Origin of the sequence: Rhodococcus sp. BP-349 (assembly GCF_019835845.1) — a bacterium.
Classification (GTDB): Bacteria; Actinomycetota; Actinomycetes; order Mycobacteriales; family Mycobacteriaceae; genus Rhodococcoides.
This window is the reverse complement of sequence record NZ_JABUDR010000001.1, coordinates 1,655,116-1,677,483: the sequence shown is the minus strand read 5'-3', so window position 1 is coordinate 1,677,483 and position 22,368 is coordinate 1,655,116. Positions and strand designations below refer to the sequence as shown.

General features: G+C 69.3%; 20 protein-coding genes. 13 read left to right on the top strand and 7 right to left on the bottom strand.

The features are described from left to right. Window positions 1–15 precede the first annotated feature (15 nt). From HQ325_RS07970 to HQ325_RS07955, 4 genes are all read left to right on the top strand, one after another. Window positions 16–2,289, top strand: coding sequence for a carbon starvation CstA family protein (locus tag HQ325_RS07970; RefSeq protein WP_222627888.1), 2,274 nt, complete (start codon window positions 16–18; stop codon window positions 2,287–2,289). A gap of 13 nt (window positions 2,290–2,302) precedes the next feature. Next, window positions 2,303–2,482: a YbdD/YjiX family protein gene (locus tag HQ325_RS07965; protein WP_042573677.1), complete on the top strand. Its 180-nt coding sequence runs from the start codon at window positions 2,303–2,305 to the stop codon at window positions 2,480–2,482. Between the two features lie 12 nt (window positions 2,483–2,494). Then, a complete protein-coding gene (locus HQ325_RS07960) occupies window positions 2,495–3,391 on the top strand; it encodes an AlkA N-terminal domain-containing protein (RefSeq protein WP_308014301.1) in 897 nt (298 codons plus the stop codon). Between the two features lie 98 nt (window positions 3,392–3,489). After that, window positions 3,490–4,785, top strand: a complete 1,296-nt coding sequence (locus HQ325_RS07955) for an AI-2E family transporter (protein ID WP_308014300.1) — start codon at window positions 3,490–3,492, stop codon at window positions 4,783–4,785. Window positions 4,786–4,789: 4 nt separating this feature from the next. Here the strand turns inward: HQ325_RS07955 and HQ325_RS07950 are convergent, their stop codons facing one another. After that, window positions 4,790–7,771, bottom strand: coding sequence for an AAA family ATPase (locus tag HQ325_RS07950; RefSeq protein ID WP_222627884.1), 2,982 nt, complete (start codon window positions 7,769–7,771; stop codon window positions 4,790–4,792). Then, complete coding sequence (locus HQ325_RS07945) at window positions 7,768–8,952, bottom strand: exonuclease SbcCD subunit D (RefSeq protein ID WP_222627883.1); 1,185 nt, start codon at window positions 8,950–8,952, stop codon at window positions 7,768–7,770. Before HQ325_RS07945 ends, HQ325_RS07950 begins: the two co-directional genes overlap by 4 nt. A 79-nt stretch (window positions 8,953–9,031) precedes the next feature. On the opposite strand from HQ325_RS07945, the gene HQ325_RS07940 reads away from it, so the two are divergent. Then, a complete protein-coding gene (locus tag HQ325_RS07940; RefSeq protein WP_222627880.1) occupies window positions 9,032–10,210 on the top strand; it encodes a DNA recombination protein RmuC in 1,179 nt (392 codons plus the stop codon). A gap of 20 nt (window positions 10,211–10,230) precedes the next feature. Next, window positions 10,231–11,094 (top strand): DUF6542 domain-containing protein, encoded by an 864-nt coding sequence (locus tag HQ325_RS07935; RefSeq protein ID WP_222627878.1) that lies wholly within the window; start codon window positions 10,231–10,233, stop codon window positions 11,092–11,094. A 19-nt stretch (window positions 11,095–11,113) separates the two neighbouring features. Here the strand turns inward: HQ325_RS07935 and HQ325_RS07930 are convergent, their stop codons facing one another. Beyond that, complete coding sequence (locus tag HQ325_RS07930) at window positions 11,114–12,160, bottom strand: 4-hydroxy-3-methylbut-2-enyl diphosphate reductase (RefSeq protein ID WP_222627876.1); 1,047 nt, start codon at window positions 12,158–12,160, stop codon at window positions 11,114–11,116. Window positions 12,161–12,247: 87 nt separating this feature from the next. On the opposite strand from HQ325_RS07930, the gene HQ325_RS07925 reads away from it, so the two are divergent. Genes HQ325_RS07925 through HQ325_RS07915 form a run of 3 tightly spaced genes read left to right on the top strand, consistent with a single transcriptional unit; the run spans window position 12,248 to window position 14,375 of the window. After that, window positions 12,248–12,871: a lipid droplet-associated protein gene (locus HQ325_RS07925; protein WP_222627874.1), complete on the top strand. Its 624-nt coding sequence runs from the start codon at window positions 12,248–12,250 to the stop codon at window positions 12,869–12,871. A gap of 13 nt (window positions 12,872–12,884) precedes the next feature. Then, entirely contained in the window at window positions 12,885–14,126 is a 1,242-nt protein-coding gene (xseA, locus tag HQ325_RS07920) for an exodeoxyribonuclease VII large subunit (protein ID WP_222627872.1), read from the top strand. A gap of 39 nt (window positions 14,127–14,165) precedes the next feature. Next, complete coding sequence (locus tag HQ325_RS07915; protein WP_027503922.1) at window positions 14,166–14,375, top strand: exodeoxyribonuclease VII small subunit; 210 nt, start codon at window positions 14,166–14,168, stop codon at window positions 14,373–14,375. Window positions 14,376–14,384: 9 nt separating this feature from the next. On the opposite strand, the gene HQ325_RS07910 is transcribed toward HQ325_RS07915, so the two are convergent. Beyond that, entirely contained in the window at window positions 14,385–14,957 is a 573-nt protein-coding gene (locus tag HQ325_RS07910; protein WP_222627870.1) for a DUF4245 domain-containing protein, read from the bottom strand. Between the two features lie 193 nt (window positions 14,958–15,150). Here HQ325_RS07910 and glpX point away from each other — a divergent pair, with 193 nt between their 5' ends. The 3 genes from glpX to HQ325_RS07895 all read left to right on the top strand — a co-directional run bounded on the left by glpX (window position 15,151) and on the right by HQ325_RS07895 (window position 18,118). Continuing rightward, the gene (gene glpX, locus HQ325_RS07905) at window positions 15,151–16,191 is read left to right on the top strand and encodes a class II fructose-bisphosphatase (protein WP_027503924.1); all 1,041 of its coding nucleotides are present in this window, start codon (window positions 15,151–15,153) and stop codon (window positions 16,189–16,191) included. A gap of 44 nt (window positions 16,192–16,235) precedes the next feature. Beyond that, window positions 16,236–17,636 carry a class II fumarate hydratase gene (locus tag HQ325_RS07900; protein ID WP_222627868.1) on the top strand — a complete coding sequence of 467 codons (1,401 nt, stop codon included), beginning with the start codon at window positions 16,236–16,238 and terminating at the stop codon, window positions 17,634–17,636. Between the two features lie 71 nt (window positions 17,637–17,707). After that, window positions 17,708–18,118, top strand: coding sequence for a hypothetical protein (locus HQ325_RS07895; protein ID WP_222627866.1), 411 nt, complete (start codon window positions 17,708–17,710; stop codon window positions 18,116–18,118). Here the strand turns inward: HQ325_RS07895 and HQ325_RS07890 are convergent, their stop codons facing one another. Both HQ325_RS07890 and HQ325_RS07885 read right to left on the bottom strand, forming a co-directional pair. Further along, window positions 18,119–18,985, bottom strand: coding sequence for an acyl-ACP desaturase (locus HQ325_RS07890; RefSeq protein ID WP_222627863.1), 867 nt, complete (start codon window positions 18,983–18,985; stop codon window positions 18,119–18,121). It abuts the gene before it with no gap. A gap of 146 nt (window positions 18,986–19,131) precedes the next feature. Beyond that, window positions 19,132–20,448, bottom strand: coding sequence for a PhoH family protein (locus tag HQ325_RS07885; protein WP_222627861.1), 1,317 nt, complete (start codon window positions 20,446–20,448; stop codon window positions 19,132–19,134). A gap of 304 nt (window positions 20,449–20,752) precedes the next feature. Between HQ325_RS07885 and HQ325_RS07880 the strand changes: the two genes are divergently transcribed. Then, complete coding sequence (locus HQ325_RS07880) at window positions 20,753–21,577, top strand: alpha/beta hydrolase (RefSeq protein ID WP_261777749.1); 825 nt, start codon at window positions 20,753–20,755, stop codon at window positions 21,575–21,577. On the opposite strand, the gene HQ325_RS07875 is transcribed toward HQ325_RS07880, so the two are convergent. Further along, window positions 21,564–22,367 (bottom strand): carbon-nitrogen hydrolase family protein, encoded by an 804-nt coding sequence (locus tag HQ325_RS07875; RefSeq protein ID WP_222627859.1) that lies wholly within the window; start codon window positions 22,365–22,367, stop codon window positions 21,564–21,566. The two genes, HQ325_RS07880 and HQ325_RS07875, sit on opposite strands and share 14 nt — an antisense overlap. Window position 22,368 lies beyond the last annotated feature (1 nt).

Sequence of the window (22,368 nt, the reverse complement as noted above, 5' to 3'; positions counted from 1 at the left end):
GCCAGGAGCCCGCAGATGACTGCCGTGTCCGACAGGGGGAACTCGCACGTCGAGTTCCTCAAGACCGACGACGACCTTCCCCCCGTGGGCGTCGTCGACCGCTCACCGATGACGGTGCCCAAACGCATCGTCTTCGTCATCATCGGCCTGCTCGGCGCCGTCGCCTGGACTGTGATCGCCGTGATTCGCGGCGAGCAGGTCAACGCGGTGTGGTTCGTCGTCGCGGCGGTCTGCACCTACATCTTCGCGTTCCGCTTCTACGCACGCCTGATCGAGAACCGCATCGTGCACCCGCGCGACGATCGAGCGACGCCGGCCGAGATCCTGGAGAACGGCAAGGATTACATGCCGACGGACCGTCGGGTGCTGTTCGGCCACCACTTCGCCGCCATCGCGGGCGCCGGTCCCCTCGTCGGTCCCGTCCTCGCCGCGCAGATGGGATATCTGCCCGGCACGATGTGGATCATCATCGGCGTCGTCTTCGCCGGCGCGGTCCAGGACTTCCTGGTGCTGTGGATCTCCACGCGCCGACGCGGCCGCAGCCTCGGTCAGATGGCCCGCGAGGAGCTGGGCGTGGTCGGCGGTATCGCCGCCCTCATCGGCGTCTTCGTCATCATGATCATCATCATCGCGGTGCTCGCGCTCGTCGTCGTCAACGCGCTGGCCGAGAGCCCGTGGGGCGTCTTCTCCATCGCGCTGACCATCCCCATCGCCCTGTTCATGGGGGTCTACCTGCGCTACCTGCGCCCGGGCAAGGTGTCCGAGGTCTCGCTCATCGGCGTCGTGCTGCTGCTGCTCGCCATCATCTCGGGCGGCTGGGTCGCCGAGACGGAATGGGGCGCCGACTGGTTCACGCTGTCGAAGGTCACCGTCGCGTGGTTGCTCATCGCCTACGGTCTCGCCGCGTCGATCCTCCCCGTGTGGCTTCTGCTCGCCCCGCGTGACTACCTGTCGACGTTCATGAAGATCGGCACCATCGTGCTGCTCGCCGTCGGCATCCTCATCGCTCGTCCCGTCCTGCAGATGCCGGACATGACGTCGTTCGCCAGCGAGGGCAACGGCCCCGCGTTCTCCGGCTCGCTCTTCCCGTTCCTCTTCATCACCATCGCCTGCGGCGCGCTCTCCGGTTTCCACGCGCTGATCTCCTCGGGCACCACGCCGAAGCTTCTCGAGAAGGAGAAGCAGATGCGCATGATCGGCTACGGCGGCATGCTCACCGAGTCCTTCGTCGCCATCATGGCTCTGGTCACCGCCTGCATCCTCGATCAGCACATCTACTTCGCGCTCAACGCACCCACCGCGCTCACCGGGGGAACCCCCGAGACCGCCGCGGCGTACGTCAACGGGCTCGGACTCTCAGGCGGGGACGTCAGCGCGGCCGAGCTGTCGCAGGCCGCGACGGACGTCGGCGAGGAGTCGATCATCTCGCGCACCGGCGGCGCCCCCACACTCGCGTTCGGCATGTCGGAGGTGCTGCACCAGGTCTTCGGCGGCGAGAGCCTGAAGTCTTTCTGGTACCACTTCGCGATCATGTTCGAGGCGCTGTTCATCCTCACCACCGTCGACGCCGGCACGCGTGTCGCCCGCTTCATGCTGTCGGACTCGCTCGGCAACCTCGGTGGCGGCGCGAAGAAGTTCCGCGATCCGTCGTGGCGCGTCGGTGCCTGGATCTGCTCGGTCGTCGTCGTCGCGGCCTGGGGCGCCATCCTGCTCATGGGCGTCACCGATCCGCTGGGCGGCATCAACACGCTCTTCCCGCTGTTCGGCATCGCGAACCAGTTGCTGGCCGCCATCGCGCTCACGGTCGTCCTGACCGTCGTGGTGAAGAAGGGTCTGTTGAAGTGGGCCTGGATCCCCGCGCTGCCACTGGCCTTCGACCTGGTGGTCACCATGACGGCGTCGTACCAGAAGATCTTCTCCGACGTCCCGGCCATCGGCTACTGGGCACAGCACAGCGACTTCAAGGAAGCGAAGTCGCAGGGCCTCACCGAGTTCCGGTCCGCCGCCACTCCGGAGGCCATCGACGCCGTCATCCGCAACACCTTCATCCAGGGCACGCTGTCCATCGTCTTCGCGGTGCTGGTCCTCATCGTCGCGCTCGCCGGATTCACCGTGTGCTTCAAGGCGATCCGAGCCGGTGGGCTCCCGAGCAGCGAGGAGGAGGACGTACCGTCGAAGCTGTTCGCTCCCAGCGGTTTCCTCCCCACCGAGGCGGAGAAGTCGGTGCAGGCGGAGTGGGACGTTCTCATCGCGGACGGCACGGTGCGTCGACCCGGGGTGGGCCACTGACGTGAATGCCGTACTGAAGTCCGTCCGCGCCGCGACATGGTGGATCACCTCCGTCATGGGCGATCACGATTACGAGCGTTTCGTCGAGCATCAGAACCGGGTTCATCCCGGACAGCCGGTGCCCACCGAGCGCGAGTACTGGAAGGCCCGTCATGCCGAGGCGGACGCGAATCCGGGCGCACGCTGCTGCTGACACCATGACGGGGTGACATCACCGCGTTGGTCCGCCGAGACGACCCGACTGCCCCTCCCCGCGCCCTACGACGTGGCGTGGATGCGGTGGTTCCTGGCGGGCCACGCGGTGCCGGGTATGGAGACCTTCGTCGACGGCGTCTACCGGCGATCGTTACGACTCGACCACGGGCTCGCGGTGGTGTCCTGCCGCTTCGAGGGCACCGCCGTGGAGGTGCACACCCGAGCGTCGGACTCACGCGACATCCCGACCGCGCTCGACAAGGTACGACGGGTGCTGGCCCTCGATGTCGACGCGACGGCGGTCGACGCGGTGCTCGCAGCGGATCCCGCGCTGCGCCCGTCCGTCGAGGATGCGCCGGGTATCCGTGTGCCGGGCGCCTTCGATCCCGCGGAGGTGCTGCTGCGCACGATGATCGGCCAGCAGATCTCACTCGGTGCCGCAGCCACGCACACCGCCCGGCTCGTCGCGGCCCTCGGCGATCCGGTGGGCGACGACGAGGGCGAGGCCGAACACGGCATCACTCGCCTGTTCCCCACGCCGGAGGCCGTCGCCGCACGCGGCGCCGAGATCCTCACCGGCCCGGCGCGGCGGGTCGCCGCCATCGCGTCGACTGCCGCCGCTCTCGCATCGGGCGCCGTGGACGTGCGCCACGACGGCGACGCGGCCACCCAGGAACGGGCTCTGCTGGCACTGCGCGGTGTCGGCCCGTGGACCGCCCGCTACGTGTCGATGCGGCTGCTGGGTGATCCCGACGTGCTGCTCGACACCGATCTGGTGGTCAGGCAGGGCGCGGCTCTGCTCGACATCGATCTGTCCGACACCGCCCACTGGGCGCCCTGGCGGTCCTACGCCTCCATGCACCTGTGGCGCACGGCTCTTCTCGCGCGCGGGCTCACCATCGGCTAGTCCCTCCGTCGCCCTGCATGCAAGGACGGCTTCCCGGGTACAGTCACAGCGCGTTCGACTCTGCGTTCGCCGCATCAACGTCAGACGAGAGGACACACGTGAGCGAGAACGCGCCCACCACTTCCGCAGGCTCCCCGTCGGGCCGTGATCGCAGCGAACTGTTCGGCGCCGGCGGACTCTGGCTGGCCAAGTGGTCCGCGGTGCTGCTCGTCGTCTCGGCCGCATTGTGGATCGCCGGCTGGCTGGTCGGCCAGCTGTGGGTGATCATGCTCCCGGTTCTGCTGGCACTGGTGGTCGCGACGGTCCTCTGGCCGCCCACCAGGTTGCTCCGCCGCATCGGGTTCCCGCCCGCGCTCGCCGCGCTGACCACACTCCTGGGTTTCCTCGCGGTGCTGGCCGGCGTGGTGGCGTTCATCGTCCCCTCCGTCATCAGCCAGGCACCCGATCTCGCCGACAGCGCCACCCTCGGTGTCTCGCAGGTCCAGGAGTGGCTCGAGGGCCCGCCCATCAATCTCGACGACGAACAGATCGACAACGCCGTCGAAGCCATCGTCACCCAGCTGCAGGACAGCGGCACGGCGATCGCCTCGGGCGTCTTCGCCGGCGTCGCCACCGCCGGCTCGATCCTGGTGACCCTCGGTCTGGTCCTCGTCCTGAGCTTCTTCTTCATCAAGGACGGCCCGCGGTTCCTCCCCTGGCTGCACGGTCTGGCCGGGCGCAAGGCCGGTGGCCATCTCGCCGAGGTTCTCCGGCGAGTGTGGGACACCCTCGGTGGCTTCATCCGTACCCAGGCCATCGTCAGCGCGATCGACGCGATCTTCATCGGCATCGGGCTGTTGATCCTCGGCGTACCGCTCACCCCGGTGCTGATGACGCTCACCTTCCTCGGTGGCTTCATCCCCATCGTCGGTGCCTTCGTCGCCGGTGCCCTCGCCGTCCTCGTCGCGCTGGTGGCCAACGGTTTCACCACCGCGGTCATCGTCCTGGCGATCATCCTGGCCGTGCAGCAGATCGAAGGCAATGTCCTGCAACCGATCCTGCAGAGCAAGTCGATGAACCTGCACGCCGCGATCGTGCTGCTGGCCGTCACCGCCGGTGGTTCCATCTTCGGCATCATCGGCGCTTTTCTCGCGGTGCCGGTCGCCGCGGCCACCGCGGTGCTCCTGCGCTACATCAACGAGCAGATCGAACTACGGTCCGACGAGGACCCCGGGGCGAACGACATCGCCGAACGCATCCACGACGATCTCGGCACACCCGGTGACGACGCACCCGTCGTCGTCCACGACGAGAAGACCCGGTACGCGCCGGCGCCCTCGGACCAGTCCGACGACGTGGCACCGACTCCGATCGACGTCGACACGCACGAGGACGACGAGAAGAAGGACGACTGAGCGGTCACACCCCGGCGTGCACTCGCAGCGTGGATCCGTGACGTTCGCGGATCACCTCGAGGCGAGAGGGCACCCGGTCACGGATCTCGTCGACGTGACTGACGATGCCCACCGTGCGCCCACCGGACCGAAGTTCGTCGAGGACTCCCATCACGGCGTCCAGCGATCCCGAGTCGAGGCTTCCGAACCCCTCGTCGATGAACATCGTGTCCAGGGTGATGCCGCCCGCCTCGGCCGCGACGACGTCGGCGAGACCCAACGCGAGCGCGAGCGACGCGCAGAAGGCCTCGCCGCCGGACAGCGTGCCCGCCGACCTCACCACTCCGGTGTAGTCGTCGCGTACGTCGAGACCCAGCCCGCCGCGCGTGCCTCGGGGGCCCACGTCGTCGGAGTGCACGAACTCGAACCGCCCCTGCGACATCAACCGGAAGCGCACGGAGGCCGCGGTGGCGACGTCCTCGAGCCTCGCGGCCAGCACGTAGGACCGCAGCGACATCCGACGCGCGTTGGCGCCCTTGCCCGCCACCACCTCCGCCAGCTGCTCGAGTTCCGCGTGCTCGAGGTGGGCAGGCCCCAGATGGTCCGCGGCGGCCCACAGTTGAGCGACGAGGTCCTCGAGCGTGCGCAGCCGACTGTCGGCGTCTCCCGCCGCGACGATCGCCTCGTCCAGCATCACTCGCAGGCGAGCCTCCTCCGCGTCGACGGCAGCGGTGTCGACGGTCTCCCCCGCCATCGCGGCCGCCACGTCCGGCTCCGCGAGGACGGCCGCAGCTGCGGACCGCTGCTTCTCGGCGTCGAGAACGGCGTTCTCCAGCACCGTGCACCGGGCCCTGTCGCGGATGGCGGCGAGAGCGTCGGTGACCTCGGGGAACCCGTGCTCCCGCGCACACTCCACCAGGTCGGTCTCGAGCCGCAGCACCGCCTGGTCGGCCGAGTCGGCGTCGCGGCGAGCATCGCGCCATGCCACCGCGGCTGCAATGGCCGCATCGAGCGCGGCACGCCGTTCCGCCACGGTGGACGTCGTCCCCACGGCAGCCGTGATGCGCGCGGTGGCCTCTGCGACCCGGGTCTCCAGCGCCTCGATCCGCCCTCGAAGAACGCCCAGTTCGGCGGTGATCGCGTCGGCCCGCACCCGCAGACCGGCGGCCTCCTCGTCCAGCGCCGCCAGCGCGGTGTCGATGGCCGCGAGACGACCCGCGGCACGCCGTGCCTCCGCCAGTGCCGTCGTGGCCTCGTCCAGGTCGGCGGCGAGCTGGGCTGCGGTGCGATCCGCGCACCGGGCCGCGAGCTCGTCCACACGCTGCCGACAGCGCTGCACCTCGGCGTCCGCCGTGGTGCGCTCCACCTCGGCCGCGCCGACCCGTTGTCCCGCGCGGTTTTCGTCGTCCTTCGACACCCGCCGCACAGTCGGTGATGCGGGGGCCGGGTGTTCCGTCGCGCCGCACACTCCGCAGGGTGCGCCGTCCTCGAGTCCCGCTGCGAGTTCCGCGGACATCCCCTCCAGACGGCGTTCCCGCAGGTCCAGCCAGTCGGTGCGTAGATCGTCGTAGCGGGTCCGGGCACGCTCGGCCGTCGTGACGGCCACAGCGAGGCGCTCGGACTCGCGGGCCCACTCGACATGTGCTCGGGCAGCGTCCTCGGCGCCGTGATGCCGCACCTCCAGGCCGGGGAGACCCGCACGGGCGGCGACAGCCGACCGATGGTCGGCGTCCAGCGCCGCGCGCTCCACGGGCACCGCGTCCAGACGTACTCGGACCGCCCGCAGGTCCGTCTCCAGAGCGCGCACCCGTGCGACGGCACCTTCCCGCTCGGCCACCGCCGTCCTGCGATCGGACTCGTCGCCCGCGACACCGTCGAGCACCGCACACTCGCCGCTCCACCGGTGCACCGCGGCGTCGAGCAGCTCCGCATCGGCAGCACCGGGCGGCCACGACAACGTGCCGACGAGCGCGGCGGCCTCGGTCTCGGCAGCCGCCCGCTCCCGGCGCCGCATCGCGACGGCCGCGACGGCCGCGCGCTGACGGTGCTGGTCGAGCGTGAGGGCACGATCGCGTACCGGCAGCGCGCGACGCGCACGGTCCAGTTCGGCGATCTGCTCGGCGCGCTCGACGTCGCCGTCCGCCAGCACCGCGAGCCGCGTTGCGGCCGCGGCCCCACGGTCGCGTGCCTCCCGTCGGCGGTGCGCGATCCGAGCGGTCTCACGAGACGCCGTGTGCTCGGCTCGTGCCGTTCGCAGACGCTCCGTGCGCGCACCGGCCTTCTCGCGGGCACCGCCCAGAAGGTCGGTTCCCCACTCCACGACGTCGGTGCCCGAGAAGAGGTCCACACCGGCGGCGGTGGCGACTTGCGCGGCCAGTCTGTCGACGGACTCCGACCGCCCGGCGAGCCGCTCCGCACTGGCGCGACGCTGATCCTGGAACCACGTCTCGATGTCGCGGAACCGATCGGTGTCGAACAACTGCTCGAGCAGCGCACCCCGTTCGTCGTTGCGCGCCCGCAGGAACCGCGCGAAGTCTCCCTGCGGCAACAGGACGACCTGGAAGAACTGGTCCACCCGCATGCCCAGCAGCCGCTCGACCTCGAGCGCGATCTCGTCGATGCGCGTGAGGTTCTCGCCCCGACCGTCGTGCCACGTCAGCGTCGCCTTGGCGTTCTGCTTCGTGGTTCCCACCCCGCGCCGCTTGGGCCGCAGGAACTCCGGCTGCCGAGCGATGGTGAGGCGCCGACCACCCAGAGTCGCGTCGAGCTCGACGCGCGGAACGGCTTCCGGCGCAGCGTGATCCGACATCAGGCGTCGACTCTCGCGCCGCGAGCCGGGGAGAACGCCGTAGAGAGCGAAGGCGATGGCGTCGAGGACGGACGTCTTGCCCGCGCCGGTCGGCCCGTGCAGAAGGAACAGACCGTCGGCCCCGAGATCGTCGAAGTCGACGTCGACCGTGCCGCCGAACGGCCCGAACGCGGTGACCGACAACGCATGCAGTCTCACGCCGAGCGCACCCACTCGTGCTCGACGGGCGATGCGGACGTCGAATCCCGTTGACCCGTGACGTTCTCGACCGCACGATCGAGCAGGTCGCCTTCGGACGCCGACGGCGCGCTGCGTACGTCCGCGAGAAAGCTGGTGAGCACCTCGCGGTCCGACCTACCCTGCACCTTCTCGCGGTAGCTCCCGGAATCGACACCGGCCGGGCGCTTCCACTCGAGATGCACCGCGTGGGGGAAACGCTCCTGCAGGCGGCGCATCGCGTCGACGGGCCGCACCGCATCGGTGAGCACAGCGGAAACGTAATGCGCTGTCGCGGAATCGAACCGGCCCTCCGTGCAGAGCTCCTCGAGCGTTCCCTCCAGGACGGACAGGCCCCGCACCACCGGCAGATCGACGCGCGTGACGACGCGGCCACCCGAGCCGTCGATGTCGACGAGCCACGCAGCCTTGCGATGCGAACGCTCGCCGAACGAGTACGGCAGCGGCGAGCCCGAGTACCGGATGTGGTCGTCGATGGTCTGCGGAGAGTGCAGGTGCCCCAGTGCGACGTAGTCGACGTCGCCGAAGATCGAGGCCGGCACGGTCTCGACACCACCGACGGAGATCGAACGCTCGGAACCCGTACCCTCACCGCCGATCACGAAGGCGTGTGCGAGGACCACCGAGCGGACCGACGAGTCCCTCGTCGCCAGATCGGCAGCGATGCGGCTCATCGCCGCCTGCAACACCGCGGCGTGCGACCGAGCGGCGGGTACCCCGAGCTCGGCGCGGGTGGCGTCCGGCTCGAGGTACGGGATGCCGTAGAACGCCACGTCGCCGTGCTCGTCCGCCAGCACGACCGGTCGGTCGACAGCGTCGACGGTGGTGAACAGATGCAGACCGCCGGCAGCGGAGAACGCCGACCCTGCACCCAGCCGAGCGGGCGAGTCGTGATTACCCGAGGTGGCGACGATGACGGCGCCCGCGTCACGGATCGCCTCGAATGCCCTGTTGCACAGCCGGACCGCATCTGCGTTGGGCACCGCGCGGTCGTAGATGTCCCCGGGGATGACGACGACGTCCACACTCTGCTCCCGGACGACGGTGGCGAGAGCCTCCAGAGCACGACGCTGATCGGCCACCAGGTCGACACCGTGGAAGGTGCGCCCGATGTGCCAGTCCGAGGTGTGCAGGATTCTCATGTCGCCGACGCTAACGGAGACCTACGACAAAGACGTTCGGGCCGAGGGTGTGTCGGTACCCCGGTTCATAGTGAGCGTCATGACCGCCCTCACAGCCGTGACCACCCTCGTCACCCTTCTCGTCGGACTGGCGCTGGGCTGGTGGTTGCGTGCCGCACGCGGCGACGTCGAACTCGCCCGTGCGGGTGAGCGGATCGCTGTCTCCGCGGACAACGAGGAGACGCTGCGACGGTCGTTGTCGCTGCTCAACGAGGACTCCGCACGTCGCCATTCCGGCGCCATCGGGCAACAGGTGTCCCATCTGGTCGACCCCCTCCGGGAGGCGGTCGACGCGCTCGAGGAACACGTACGGCTCGTCGAGCGCGATCGTGTGCACGCGTACGCAGGACTGACCGAACAGGTCGCCGGGATGCACCGCGCCTCGCGGCAGCTGGCGTCGCAGACAGACCAGCTCGTCACCGCGCTGCGGGCACCGCAGATTCGTGGACGGTGGGGCGAGATCCAGCTCGAGCGGGTCGTGGAGCTGGCCGGCATGACGCGTCACTGCGACTTCGACACCCAGGTCGCCGCACCCGGCGTACGCCCCGATCTGGTGGTCATGCTCGCCGGTGGCAAGCGCATCGTCGTCGACGCCAAGGTTCCGCTGGTCGCCTTCCTCGACGCCAGCGCCGAGCAGGATCCCGAGACCATCGATCGGCATCTCGAACGCCACGCCAAGCACCTGCGCACACACGTCGACCAGCTCGCCGACAAGAAGTACTGGAACGCGTTCGACCCGTCGCCGGAATTCGTCGTCCTGTTCGTTCCGGGCGATCCGTTCCTCGACGCCGCGTTGACGCGTGACCGCGGCCTGCTCGAACACGCCTTCTCCCGCAACGTGGTGCTTGCCACCCCGACCACTCTCATCGCCCTGCTGCGGACCGTCGCCTACACGTGGAAGCAGGACGCACTGGCCGAGGACGCCGCCCGAGTACGCGTACTGGGACGCGAGCTGTACGAGCGCCTCGGCACGGTCGGCGCGCACGTGGACCGCCTCGGATCGCAGCTGGGAAAAGCCGTGGACTCGTTCAACGCGGCGGCCGGATCGTTGGACACCCGGGTCTTCGTCACAGCGCGCAAGCTGCACGAGATGTCCCTCTTCGACGGCGAGCCGCCGCAGGTCACGAGCGTGGATCAACGGCCCCGAACCATGACCGCGACTGCGATGGAGGGCACGTCCTCGACGTGTCGCGGGCATGCCGACGACGCAAGTCGTTGAATCAACGCTAACCTCGCTGTGTGTCTTCCCCCCAACGCGCACGCTCGGGAGTGCCTCTCGATCAGCGCTCCGCTGTGCCGTCGGTACCCGGTATCCCCGCATGGGGCGCCGTCGCGGTGGCAGTGGGCGCAGCCGTACTGGGCTTCCTCGTCGATGCGATGCGCGGCGACGAGCTGGGTTCGACGTTCGCCGTCCTGTACGTGCTCGGTGCACTCATCGCCGTCGTGGCGGTCCGCCATCGCGGGCTCTTCACCGCCATGGTCCAGCCGCCCTTGATCATGTTTCTCGGCGTCCCCATCGCGTACCAGATCCTCACCGACGGAGCGGGTACCTCGATCAAGGACATCGTCCTGACCGTCGCCGTGCCGCTCGTCGATCGCTTCCCGCTCATGGCGCTGACCACGCTGTTGGTCCTCGGTGTCGGTGGCGCCCGGCTCGCGCTCGATCGTCGCCCCACTCCGGTCCGGAAGCCCGCGCGCGCAGCGCGACCGGCCGCGGCCGCGCGCGACGCGGCACCACGACGGTCACGCTCCGAACGTCCCGCCACTCGCGAGACGGCGGGACGAGCGGAAGAACGTCGCAGAACCCGCCAGGAACCGCGGACGGACGCACCCGACGCCCGACACGAGCGCACCCGGCGTGCGCGGCCCGCCGCACCGCAGCCGCGCGAGGAGTCACGCGCTGCTCGGCCCGCCCCGCGCGCCTACGAGGGCCAGGTCACGGCCTCCGACAACGGCCGCCCGAGGGAGGCTCGTCCTCGGTACGAGGCGGCACCGTACGAGCCCAATCGGTACAAACCCAAGCCGTACGAACCCCGTCGCACCGGTTCGGAGAACCTGTCGCCGTATCCCGCACCGCGGGTGCGCTACCGCGACCGGGACTGATCTCCCGGCCGCGGACGGGTCACACCCGGCTGGTGGTCCGCAGCTCGCGAGGAAGTGCGAAGACCAGCGTCTCGTTGGCCGTGGTCACCGACTTCACATCGCCGAAGCCATGTGTCTCGAGCAGGTCCAGCACTCCACGCACCAGCACCTCCGGCACGGACGCGCCGGACGTGATGCCCACCGTGCGGACGCCCTCGAGCCAGGCGAGATCGATGTCCTTCGCGTAGTCGACCAGGTAGCTCGCGCGCGCGCCCGCGGCGAGCGCGACCTCGACGAGACGGACGGAGTTCGACGAGTTCGTCGACCCGACCACGATCACGAGATCGCATTCGGGCGCCATCGCCTTGACGGCGACCTGACGGTTCTGGGTGGCGTAGCAGATGTCGTCGCTGGGCGGATCCTGCAGGTTGGGGAACTTCTCCCGCAGTCGCGCGACAGTCGTCATGGTCTCGTCGACGCTGAGCGTCGTCTGCGACAACCAGATGACGCGGTTCTCGTCCCGCACGGTGACGGCGTCGACGGAATCAGGTCCGTCCACGACCTGAACGTGGTCCGGGGCCTCGCCCGCGGTGCCCTCGACCTCCTCGTGACCCTCGTGGCCGATGAGCAGGATGTCGAAGTCGTCGCGCGCGAACCGCTTGGCCTCCTGGTGCACCTTCGTCACCAGCGGGCACGTGGCGTCGATGGTGCGCAGGTTCTTGGCGGCCGCCGACTCGTGGACCGCCGGTGAGACACCATGAGCGGAGAACACGAGCAGTGCGCCGTCCGGCACCTCGTCGGTCTCGTCCACGAAGACGACACCCTGATCGGACAGCGTCTCCACCACGTGGCGGTTGTGCACGATCTCCTTGCGCACGTAGATCGGGGCGCCGTGCTTCTCGAGCGCCTTCTCGACCGTCTCCACCGCTCGGTCCACACCGGCGCAGTACCCGCGCGGCTCGGCGAGCAGAACGCGCAGCGGGCCGTCGTAGACCTCACCGGTCACCGCCGGCCGGGCGATACCCAGCTCGAGCGGGATGGCGGAGGAGGTGGTGGAAGAGGAGGACACCGGAAGAGCCGAAGACATACCACGAGGATACGGGTAGTCGGGTGCGCGTCGCTTCCCGCGCACGTCGACTGGGAAAAACGCGCGACGTGGGGCACTCTGTGGGACATGATCCGTCCACCCTTCGCCGCCCGCGTCGCGCTCGGAATCGCCGTGACCGTCGTCGAGGAGGCCCGGCGTCTCCCCACCACCGCCATCTCCCTGCCGATGACCGCCGTCAGCGAGGTCCTCCAGACCGCGATGCGTCTGCAGCAGACCGTCACCGAACTGGCCATCAAGGGCGACCAGGTGTTCTCCCTGATCGGGTCCCGCCCGGTCGAGACCGCAGAGTGGGCCACCTTCGACGACGACGCGGACGTCGCACCCGCGCGGTACACACAGGTGCCGCTGTCCACCGAGCCGGAGCAGTTCGGTGACCCGGCCGGCGAGATCGACGTGCCGGAGCCCGGTGCGCCCGCGGGGCGGTTCGCCTTGTACTCGACTCCCCCGTCGGAGATCGAGACGACCGAGCCCACCCCGGCACCGGCGCTCGCGACCGCGAAGACCGTGATTCCCGAGATCGTGGAGTACCTCGACTACGACGCCTTGACGCTGGCCCAGCTGCGTGCGCGGCTGCGGTCGCTGTCGGTCGAGGACCTCACGTCGCTTCTCGAGTACGAGACGTCGGCCTCGGACCGCGCGCCGTACCGGACCATGCTCGAGAACCGCATCACCACCGCACGAGCGAAGTGATTCTCGGACCACGATGACCACGGCCGCCACCAGCACCGCCGAGAACCCGCTCCCCGTCCGCACGGTCGCGACGAAGGTCGCCGGGTGGATCGATCGCCTCGGCAGCGTGTGGGTCGAGGGCCAGATCACGCAGATCTCGGTGCGCGCGGGAACGCGCACGGCGTTCCTGACGCTCCGCGACCCGTCCGCCGACATGTCGCTGTCGGTGACGTGCTCGCCGATGCTCATCCAGAACTCCCCCGTGCCGTTGACCGAGGGCGCTCGTGTCATCCTCTACGGCAAGCTCAGCTTCTTCACGGGGCGCGGCACACTGTCGTTGCGCGCCACGGAGATTCGAGCTGTGGGAGTCGGCGAACTGCTCGCCCGCATCGAGCGCCTGCGGGGTCTTCTCGCGGCCGAGGGACTGTTCGATCCGCGGCTCAAGCGGCCGCTTCCCTTCCTGCCTCGCGTCGTCGGGCTCGTCACCGCACGCGCCAGTGCTGCCGAACGCGACGTGCTCAGCGTCGCGGAACGACGGTGGCCCGCGGTGCGCTTCGAGGTACGCAACACCCCCGTGCAGGGCCCGTCGGCGGTACCAGGCATCCTGCGGGCGCTGGCCGAGCTGGACGAGGATCCCACGGTCGACGTGGTGATACTCGCCCGTGGCGGCGGCAGTGTCGAGGACCTGCTGCCGTTCTCCGACGAGGCGCTCTGCCGCGCGATCTCCCGTGCGACGACGCCGATCGTGAGCGCCATCGGACACGAACCGGACAGTCCGCTCAGCGATCACGTGGCGGATCTTCGTGCCGCCACCCCCACCGATGCCGCCAAGATCGTGGTTCCCGACGCCGTCGCCGAACGGGAACTGGTCACCGAGCTGCGGAGCCGCAGCGCCGCGGCGCTGCGCAGTTGGGTGCAGCGCGAAGCGCGCGCACTCGACGCCCTGCGGCACCGGCCCGTGCTGGCCGATCCGCTCTCCGCCGTCGCCCGCCGCGAGGAGGAGATCGCCGAGATGCGCCGCGTCGTCCGCCGCGACGTGGAGCGGGCGGTGTCGCGAGAGGCGACCACGGTCGAGCACATGCGAGCCCGTCTGACCACGCTCGGACCGGCGGCGACCCTGGCCAGGGGCTACTCGGTGGTGCAGCGCATGGTCCCCGGATCCGACCCCGAGGTGCTCCGGTCGGTCGACGATGCCGCACCGGGGACACAGCTTCGGGTCCGCGTCGCGGACGGCGTGGTCACGGCCGTCACGATGGGTCGCAGTTCCGCCACCTGACTCGTCCGCTGTCGGACTCTCGAGGCAGCATGGGGACTCATGAACGAGACACCGATCGCCGAGCTGGGCTACGAGGACGCGCGGGACGAGTTGGTCGACGTGGTCAAGCTGCTCGAGCAGGGCGGACTGGATCTCGATGCCTCACTGGCGCTGTGGGAACGCGGCGAAGCACTGGCGACGCACTGCGAGCAGCACCTGGCCGGCGCGCGCACGCGGATCGAGAAGGCGCTGGCCCGCGACGAGGAGTGAGCAGTCGCGTCAGCGCTTGTCGAGTACCGGAGCCGTGGCCGTGGCGGACGCCAACGCGACGAACTCCTCCTGCGACCCGGATCCGGTGAGCATCGCGCGGGTGTCGCCGAGATCGGCCACCCAGTGCGGTTCCGTGTCGTCGTTGCCGTAGACCACCCAGTTGAGACCGGCGATGTCCTCCGCGCCGCCCGCGGACACTCGTGACCCCTCGGTCTTCGAGCGGACCAGCTCGTCCTCGGAGGCATCGCTCTGGGTGAGCGACAAGAAGTTGCCGTTCTCGGTGACGAAGCCGACGGTGCTGGACTGGAACTCCGAGCCGGACACCGGGCCACGATTCGCCGAGTTCGGGATCCACTGGTCGGGGACGTCGGGGCCACGCACCGGGAAGGGCAGCGCGTTCGCGTCCGCCTGCAGGGACGCCCCCAGATCGATGCGAGGAACCTCACCCGCCTCGGGGCCGCCCACACGCAACGAACACTGACCGGCGATGGCCGCGATCACCAGGCACGCGAGAAGAAGCGGGATCAGGGACCAGGCCATGTCCTTGTTGTTCTGCAGGTACCTGGGTTTCTTGTCGGCCACCTCTCCAGTATCGCACCGAGCGCGCGGGGGCTCGCCATCCGCGCAGCTCCGCGCTTCCCCCGGCAGGCCGAGGCCGTGCGACTAGTGCGACAATCACGCCGAGTCTTTTTCGCCCGAGTCGATGTTCATTCCGTGCGGACGACGCCCGTCAGTCGGGCTGCGAACCGCGCCATGTGCAAGGAGGCACAGCCCCATGACGGCCAACACCGACGTTCCCACGCAGATGGCGCCGGATCGAAACCTCGCGCTCGAACTCGTCCGCGTCACCGAGGCCGGGGCGCTCGCGTCCGGGCGTTGGGTCGGCCGCGGCGACAAGGAGGGTGGCGACGGCGCTGCCGTGGACGCCATGCGCCAGTTGGTGAGCTCGGTGTCGATGCGCGGCGTCGTGGTCATCGGAGAGGGCGAGAAGGACGAGGCGCCCATGCTCTACAACGGCGAGCAGGTGGGCAACGGCAACGGTCCCGAGGTCGACTTCGCGGTCGATCCCGTCGACGGCACGACGCTGATGGCCAAGGGCATGCCCAACGCGATCTCCGTGCTCGCGGTGGCCGAGCGCGGTGCGATGTTCGATCCGTCGGCCGTGTTCTACATGGAGAAGATCGCCGTCGGCCCCGACTACGCCGATGCCATCGACATCACCGCTCCGGTCGCCGAGAACATCGCCCGGATCGCGAAGATCAAGAAGGGGTCGTCCTCGGACGTCACCGTGTGTGTGCTCGACCGTCCCCGCCACACCGAACTGATGCAGCAGATCCGCGACACCGGTGCCCGCATCCGGCTGATCTCGGACGGTGACGTCGCCGGCGCCATCGCGGCCGCCCGCCCCGATTCGGGCACCGACATCCTGATCGGCACCGGCGGCACGCCCGAGGGCATCATCGCCGCGGCGGCCATGCGCTGCATGGGGGGAGCACTGCAGGGCCGGCTCGCCCCGACGGACGACGACGAGCGCCAGAAGGCCGTCGACGCGGGCCACGATCTCGATCGCATCCTGAACACCAACGACCTGGTCGCCGGGGAGAACGTCTTCTTCACCGCCACCGGTGTCACCGACGGCGATCTGCTGCGCGGAGTGCGCTACTCCGGCGGCGGTGCCCACACGCAGTCCATCGTCATGCGCTCCAAGTCGGGCACCGTGCGGATGATCGACGCGTACCACCAGCTGAACAAACTGCGGGAGTATTCGTCCGTGGACTTCGACGGGGACACCTCCGGCGCCGTCCCGTCCTTCTGACGCGCACTCCGACTTCCCGACCCATCTACCGAGGCACGAGGTACATGACAGACAACGATCAGCAGTTCCGCATCGAGCACGACACCATGGGAGAGGTTCGCGTACCCGTCGACGCGCTGTGGCGTGCGCAGACACAGCGCGCCGTCGAGAACTTCCCCATCTCGGGCCGCCCCCTCGAGCGCACCCAGATCCGCGCGATGGGGCTGCTCAAGGCCGCATGTGCACAGGTCAACAAGGACCTGGGTCTGCTCGATGCGGACAAGGCCGATGCCATCATCGCGGCGGCCGGCGAGATCGCGGACGGCAAGCACGACGATCAGTTCCCCATCGACGTGTTCCAGACCGGCTCGGGCACCAGCTCCAACATGAACGCGAACGAGGTCATCGCGAGCATCGCTAAGAACGCGGGCGTCGAGGTGCACCCCAACGACCACGTCAACATGTCGCAGTCGTCCAACGACACGTTCCCCACCGCGACGCACGTCGCCGCGACCGAGGCCGCGGTCACCAGCCTGATCCCGGCCCTCGAGTACCTGCACACCGCTCTGGCGGCCAAGGCGACCGAGTGGAAGACCGTCGTGAAGTCGGGCCGCACCCACCTCATGGACGCGGTGCCCGTCACGCTCGGCCAGGAGTTCGGCGGCTACGCACGTCAGATCGAGGCCGGCATCGAGCGCGTGCAGTCCACGCTCCCCCGCCTCGGCGAACTCCCCATCGGCGGCACCGCCGTCGGCACGGGTCTCAACGCACCCGACGGCTTCGGCCCGAAGGTCGTGGCCGAGCTGGTGAAGTCGACCGGTGTCGACGCCCTCACCGCGGCGAAGAACTCGTTCGAGGCCCAGGCGGCTCGTGACGGTCTGGTCGAGGCGTCGGGCGCGCTGCGCACCATCGCCGTCTCGTTGACCAAGATCGCCAACGACATCCGCTGGATGGGGTCGGGCCCGCTCACCGGTCTCGGCGAGATCCGGCTCCCCGACCTGCAGCCCGGCAGCTCGATCATGCCCGGCAAGGTCAACCCGGTTCTCCCCGAGGCGGCCACGCAGGTGGCGGCGCAGATCGTCGGCAACGACGCGGCGATCGCATGGGGCGGCGCAGCCGGAGCCTTCGAGCTCAACGTCTACATCCCGATGATGGCGCGCAACCTGCTCGAGTCGTTCACGTTGCTCGCCAACGTCTCCCGGCTGTTCGCCGACAAGTGTGTCGACGGCCTCGTCGCCAACGAGGAGCACCTCAAGCAGCTCGCCGAGTCGTCGCCGTCCATCGTGACACCTCTCAACAGTGCGATCGGCTACGAGGAAGCTGCGGCCGTCGCCAAGCAGGCCTTGAAGGACAAGAAGACCATTCGCGAGGTCGTCCTCGAGCGTGGACTCGTCCCCGAGAAGTTGTCGGAAGAAGAACTCGACGAGCGCCTCGACGTCCTGGCGATGGCCAAGGTCCAGGACTGACCCAGCACTCCGCGTCCCGCATCACGGCGAAACGCTGTGGTGCGGGGCGATCAGGAGGAGTGTGACCTGTCATGAAGAGAACTGCAGTGACACTCCTGGGCTGCACCGCCGCTATCGGCGCGGCGCTGGCCGCCCCGGCACTCGCGTCGGCCGGTCCAGTTCCGGACGGCGTCTACGTCGGCACCACGCCCGAAGGCGCTCCCGTCCCGCTGTGGGACGGGAAGACCATCACCGGCGGCACGACGGTGAATCGACTTCTCGGCGTGAACGCGATTCCGGGTGACGTCTACCGCGCGCCGAGCATCGCGACCGGGGCGGATGTGGTCCACGTGGACTACTCGCGCCTGTCCCCCGCCTTCGGAGCTGTCTTCCACGACGAGATGACGCGCGACGCCGTGAACCCGAACCGTTGGAACGGCACCGTGTACTTCGTGGGTGCCGGTCAGCCCGTCGTGGTGGGCGGGTTCGCGATCACCCGCTGATCAGGACGCGGCAGCGGCGAGTGCGCTCTCGAGCTCCGCGCGGGCCGCGAGGCCGTCCTCGCCGAGGCCGTCGAGGGTGAACACGTTCCACGCCTCGAGCAGGGGCTTGATCACCTCTTCGGTCTCGATGGTGCGGTCGTACAGCCCGATGCCGGCGAGAAGTTCGGCGCTGCCGCCGCGGCCGGGGAGATCCACGGTGGGGACCGCGAAAACCGCGACGGTGTCGGCGATGGCGCGGACGGCGCCGTCGGCGTCGATGCGGATCGCGGCGGACACCAGGTCGGTGAAGAGCGTGGTCTGCAGCTCGTCGTCCTCGGCGATGCGGTCGAGGATGCTCGACAGGAGAGCGTCCTGCGACGACGCGGAGGCGCGGCGGTGGCGCACGGCCGCGGCGCGCTCGTCGAGCGCGAACTTCGCGAGAATGTGCAGCACATGCAGTGACGGTGCGGAGTAGCCGGTGGTCATGTGCTCGATGCGCACGCGCTCGAGGTCCACCGGATCGACCGCGCGAGTGGTCATGAGGTAGTTGCGCAGCACGATGGCGTGGCGGTTCTCCTCCGCGGTCCACCGGCCGATCAGCTTCCACCAGACGTCGCTGCTCCGGAGAGCGAACGCGAGGTCGCGGTGGTACTCGGGCAGGTTGTCGGCGACCAGCACGCTGACGGTGGCACCGACGACCTCGGCGTCACCGAGCGTCACCTGCTCCGGAGACCAGTCCTCGCCGCCGAGGAACGCGAAGTTGCGACCCGAGTCCCACGGAACGTAATCGTGCGGTTGCCAGTCCCGAGCAGCGTCGATGTGCTTCTGCAGCAGGTGCGCGGCGTCGGCTTCGAGCTCGCTCAACAGGTCCTGGTCACTCTTCGGCATCACAGCAGCATAACGGCCGCGGGAGTCCTCTCCGAACCTTCGGACCGTGCGACGCGGATTCCGGTGATCTCCCTGACAAAACGATCAGTGATAGTTCGGCGTCACATCGCGCCGGGCGGTCCGTGCCGCCCGGCGCGAACGGAGACTCAGGCCGGCCCGAACTCCTCCAGCATCTCGGTGACCAGTGCCGCGATGGGCGAGCGCTCCGAGCGGGTCAGCGTGATGTGGGCGAAGAGGGGGTGCCCCTTCAACTTCTCGATCACGGCGGCGACACCGTCGTGGCGTCCGACGCGCAGGTTGTCGCGCTGCGCCACGTCGTGCGTGAGCACCACGCGTGATCCCGTGCCGAGCCGCGAGAGCACCGTCAGCAGGACGTTGCGTTCCAGCGACTGCGCCTCGTCGACGATGACGAACGAGTCGTGCAGCGACCGTCCGCGGATGTGCGTGAGCGGCAGCACCTCGAGCATGCCGCGTGCGGTGACCTCCTCGATGACCTCCGGACTCGCGAGACCGTCGAGCGTGTCGAACACCGCCTGCGCCCACGGACCCATCTTGTCGCTCTCGCTGCCGGGGAGGTAGCCGAGCTCCTGGCCGCCGACCGCATAGAGCGGCCGGAACACGACTACCTTGCGATGAGTCCGTCGTTCCAGCACCGCGTCGAGGCCCGCCGTGAGCGCGAGCGCGGACTTGCCGGTGCCGGCCTTCCCGCCGAGCGAGACGATGCCGATGCTCTCGTCGAGCAGCAGATCCAGGGCGACGCGCTGCTCGGCGGACCGGCCGTGCAGGCCGAACGCCTCCCGCTCGCCGCGCACCAGCTGCACCTGCTTGTTCGCCGTCACCCGACCCAGCGCGCTGGACGTGCCGCCGAGCAGTCGAATCCCGGTGTGGCACGGCAACTCCCGTGCTTCGTCGATGTCGGCGAATCCCTCGGCGAACAGGCCGTCGATGGTCGCACGCGAGGCCTCGATCTCGGCCATGCCCGTCCATCCCGACGGAACGACGTCGTGAGCGTGGTACTCGTCGGCCGGCAGACCCACCGCACCGGCCTTGACGCGCAGCGGGATGTCCTTGCTGACCAGTACCACGTCCTTGCCCTCGGCGGCGAGGTTCAGCGCGCACGCGAGGATCCGCGAGTCGTTGGAGTCGGTCCGGAAGCCGACGGGGAGCACGGCGGGGTCGGTGTGATTGAGCTCGACCTGCAGGGTGCCGTTCTCGGTGCCGATGGGCACGGGCTGATCGAGACGCCCGTACCGGATCCTCAGGTCGTCGAGCATCCGCAACGACTCGCGCGCGAACCACCCCAGTTCGTGATGATGCCGCTTGCCCTCGAGCTCGCTGATGACGACGAGCGGAAGGACGATCGCGTGCTCGGCGAACCGAGTCACGGCCCAGGGATCCGAGAGCAGAACCGAGGTGTCCAGCACGTAGGTGCGGACGGAAGAACCGGAGCGAGCTGCAGTCACGTGGGGCTCCTAAGGACGCGCGGTCACCGCGCATCCGTCGATCGCTGGACCGGTCGATCCCGACACCGTAGGGACCGGGGCCGGCCCCTCCCGACCGAATGACTCAGTCATGTGTGAGGACCTCCCGTACGGACGGCTTCCCCGCCACCCGCACTGCTGACGCTAGACCGGATCGGGGGCGCAGGCTCGGCGACACGGGGGGACGTGTGGGTGAACTCTGCGTTACACGCCCGTGCGCCTTTCGCGCATCCAGGAGTACGCAAAAGGCGCACGGGGCCGAAGGCCACGGTGTTAACTTCGGCCGATGCAGAACGCGCAGGAAATGCAGCAGCTCAGGGGAACCCACGGCACCGTCGCCTACCGTTCCTGGCCGTCCACCACGCCGGGTTTCGTCGCGCTGCTCGCGCACGGATACGGCGAACACTCGGGTCGCTACGGCCACCTGGCGTCGACCCTGACGTCGGCCGGTGCGGCGGTGTACGCCCCCGACCATCACGGGCACGGCCAGTCCGACGGGACGCCCGCCGAGATCTCGGACGTGGACGGCATCGTCGCCGATCTGCACTCGATCGCGGACATCGCCCGCGGCGAGCACCCCGATCTACCGGTGATGCTGCTGGGCCACTCGATGGGCGGTCTCATCGCCACGCGCTACGCGCAGACCCACCCCGGCGAGCTGGCGGCACTCGTGCTGTCCGGTCCGCTGGTCGGGCAGAACCCGGCCTTCTCGATGCTGCTGTCGATGGACGAGATCCCCGAGATCCCGATAGACCCGTCCGTGCTGTCCCGCGACCCCGAGGTCGGCGCCGCGTACCAGGCGGACCCGCTGGTCTACCACGGCCCCTTCGCGCGCGTCACCCTCGAGACCTTCACGGCCGCGGTGGAGACGGTGTCGTCCTCCGGCACTCTCGGCGACCAGCCGACGTTGTGGCTGCACGGCGGCGACGATCAGCTGGTGCCGCTGGAGCCGACGACCGAGGCAATGCGCTCACTGCGCGGCCCGTCGTTCGAGGAGAAGGTCTACCCCGGTGCGCGGCACGAGATCCTGAACGAGACCAACCGCAGCGAGGTCGAGTCGGACATCCTCGACTTCCTGGGCCGCGCCGGCCTGCCGCTCACTCGCGACTGAGGTCGCGGACGATCGACGAGTAGAGGCCGGGGCGGCGGTCCACCAGATACGGGTTGTCTCGATGGGCCGCCGCCACGACCTCGGTGTCCACCGTGCCGAGAATCAGGCCGGTCTCCTCGTCGAGCCGGTCGATCACCTCGGCATCGGGGCCGACGATGCTGCTACGGCCGACGTAGGTGGTGGCGCGCTCGGTTCCGACGTGGTCGACGTACGCGACGTAGAGCTGGTTCTCCCACGCGCGCGTGCGGATGACGACGTCGGCCACGAACGTGAACGGCACCATCTGCGCGGTGGGAACGAGCAAAGCGTGCGCGCCCGCGAGGGCCGCGGCTCGGACGTTCTCGGGGAACTCGACGTCGTAACAGATCATCAGACCGAGCCGCACGCCCCGGAAGTCGACAACTGTCACCGAGTCCGGTCCGGGTGTGAACCACTTCCGGTCGAGTTCACCGTAGAGGTGCGACTTGCGGTGCTGCGCAACCACACTGCCGTCCGCATCGATGAGCGCGACGGTGTTGTACACCGCTCCGGCATCGGTCTCCGGCAGACCCACGAGCAGCGCGATGCCACGGCGGCGGGCCAGTGCGCACACCTCGCCGAGAAGGTCCCGAGACGTCAGCTCACGGAGGCGCTCACCGATGTCGTACCCCGTCAGGAACATCTCCGGGGTGACGAGGAGCTCGGCCCCTCGCGCCAGGGCCTCCCCCGCGGCATCGTCGAGCTCGCCGAGGTTGGCGTCGACGTCCCCGGGTGACCCCGCCGTCTGCAGACCCGCCACGGTGAGCCGCATG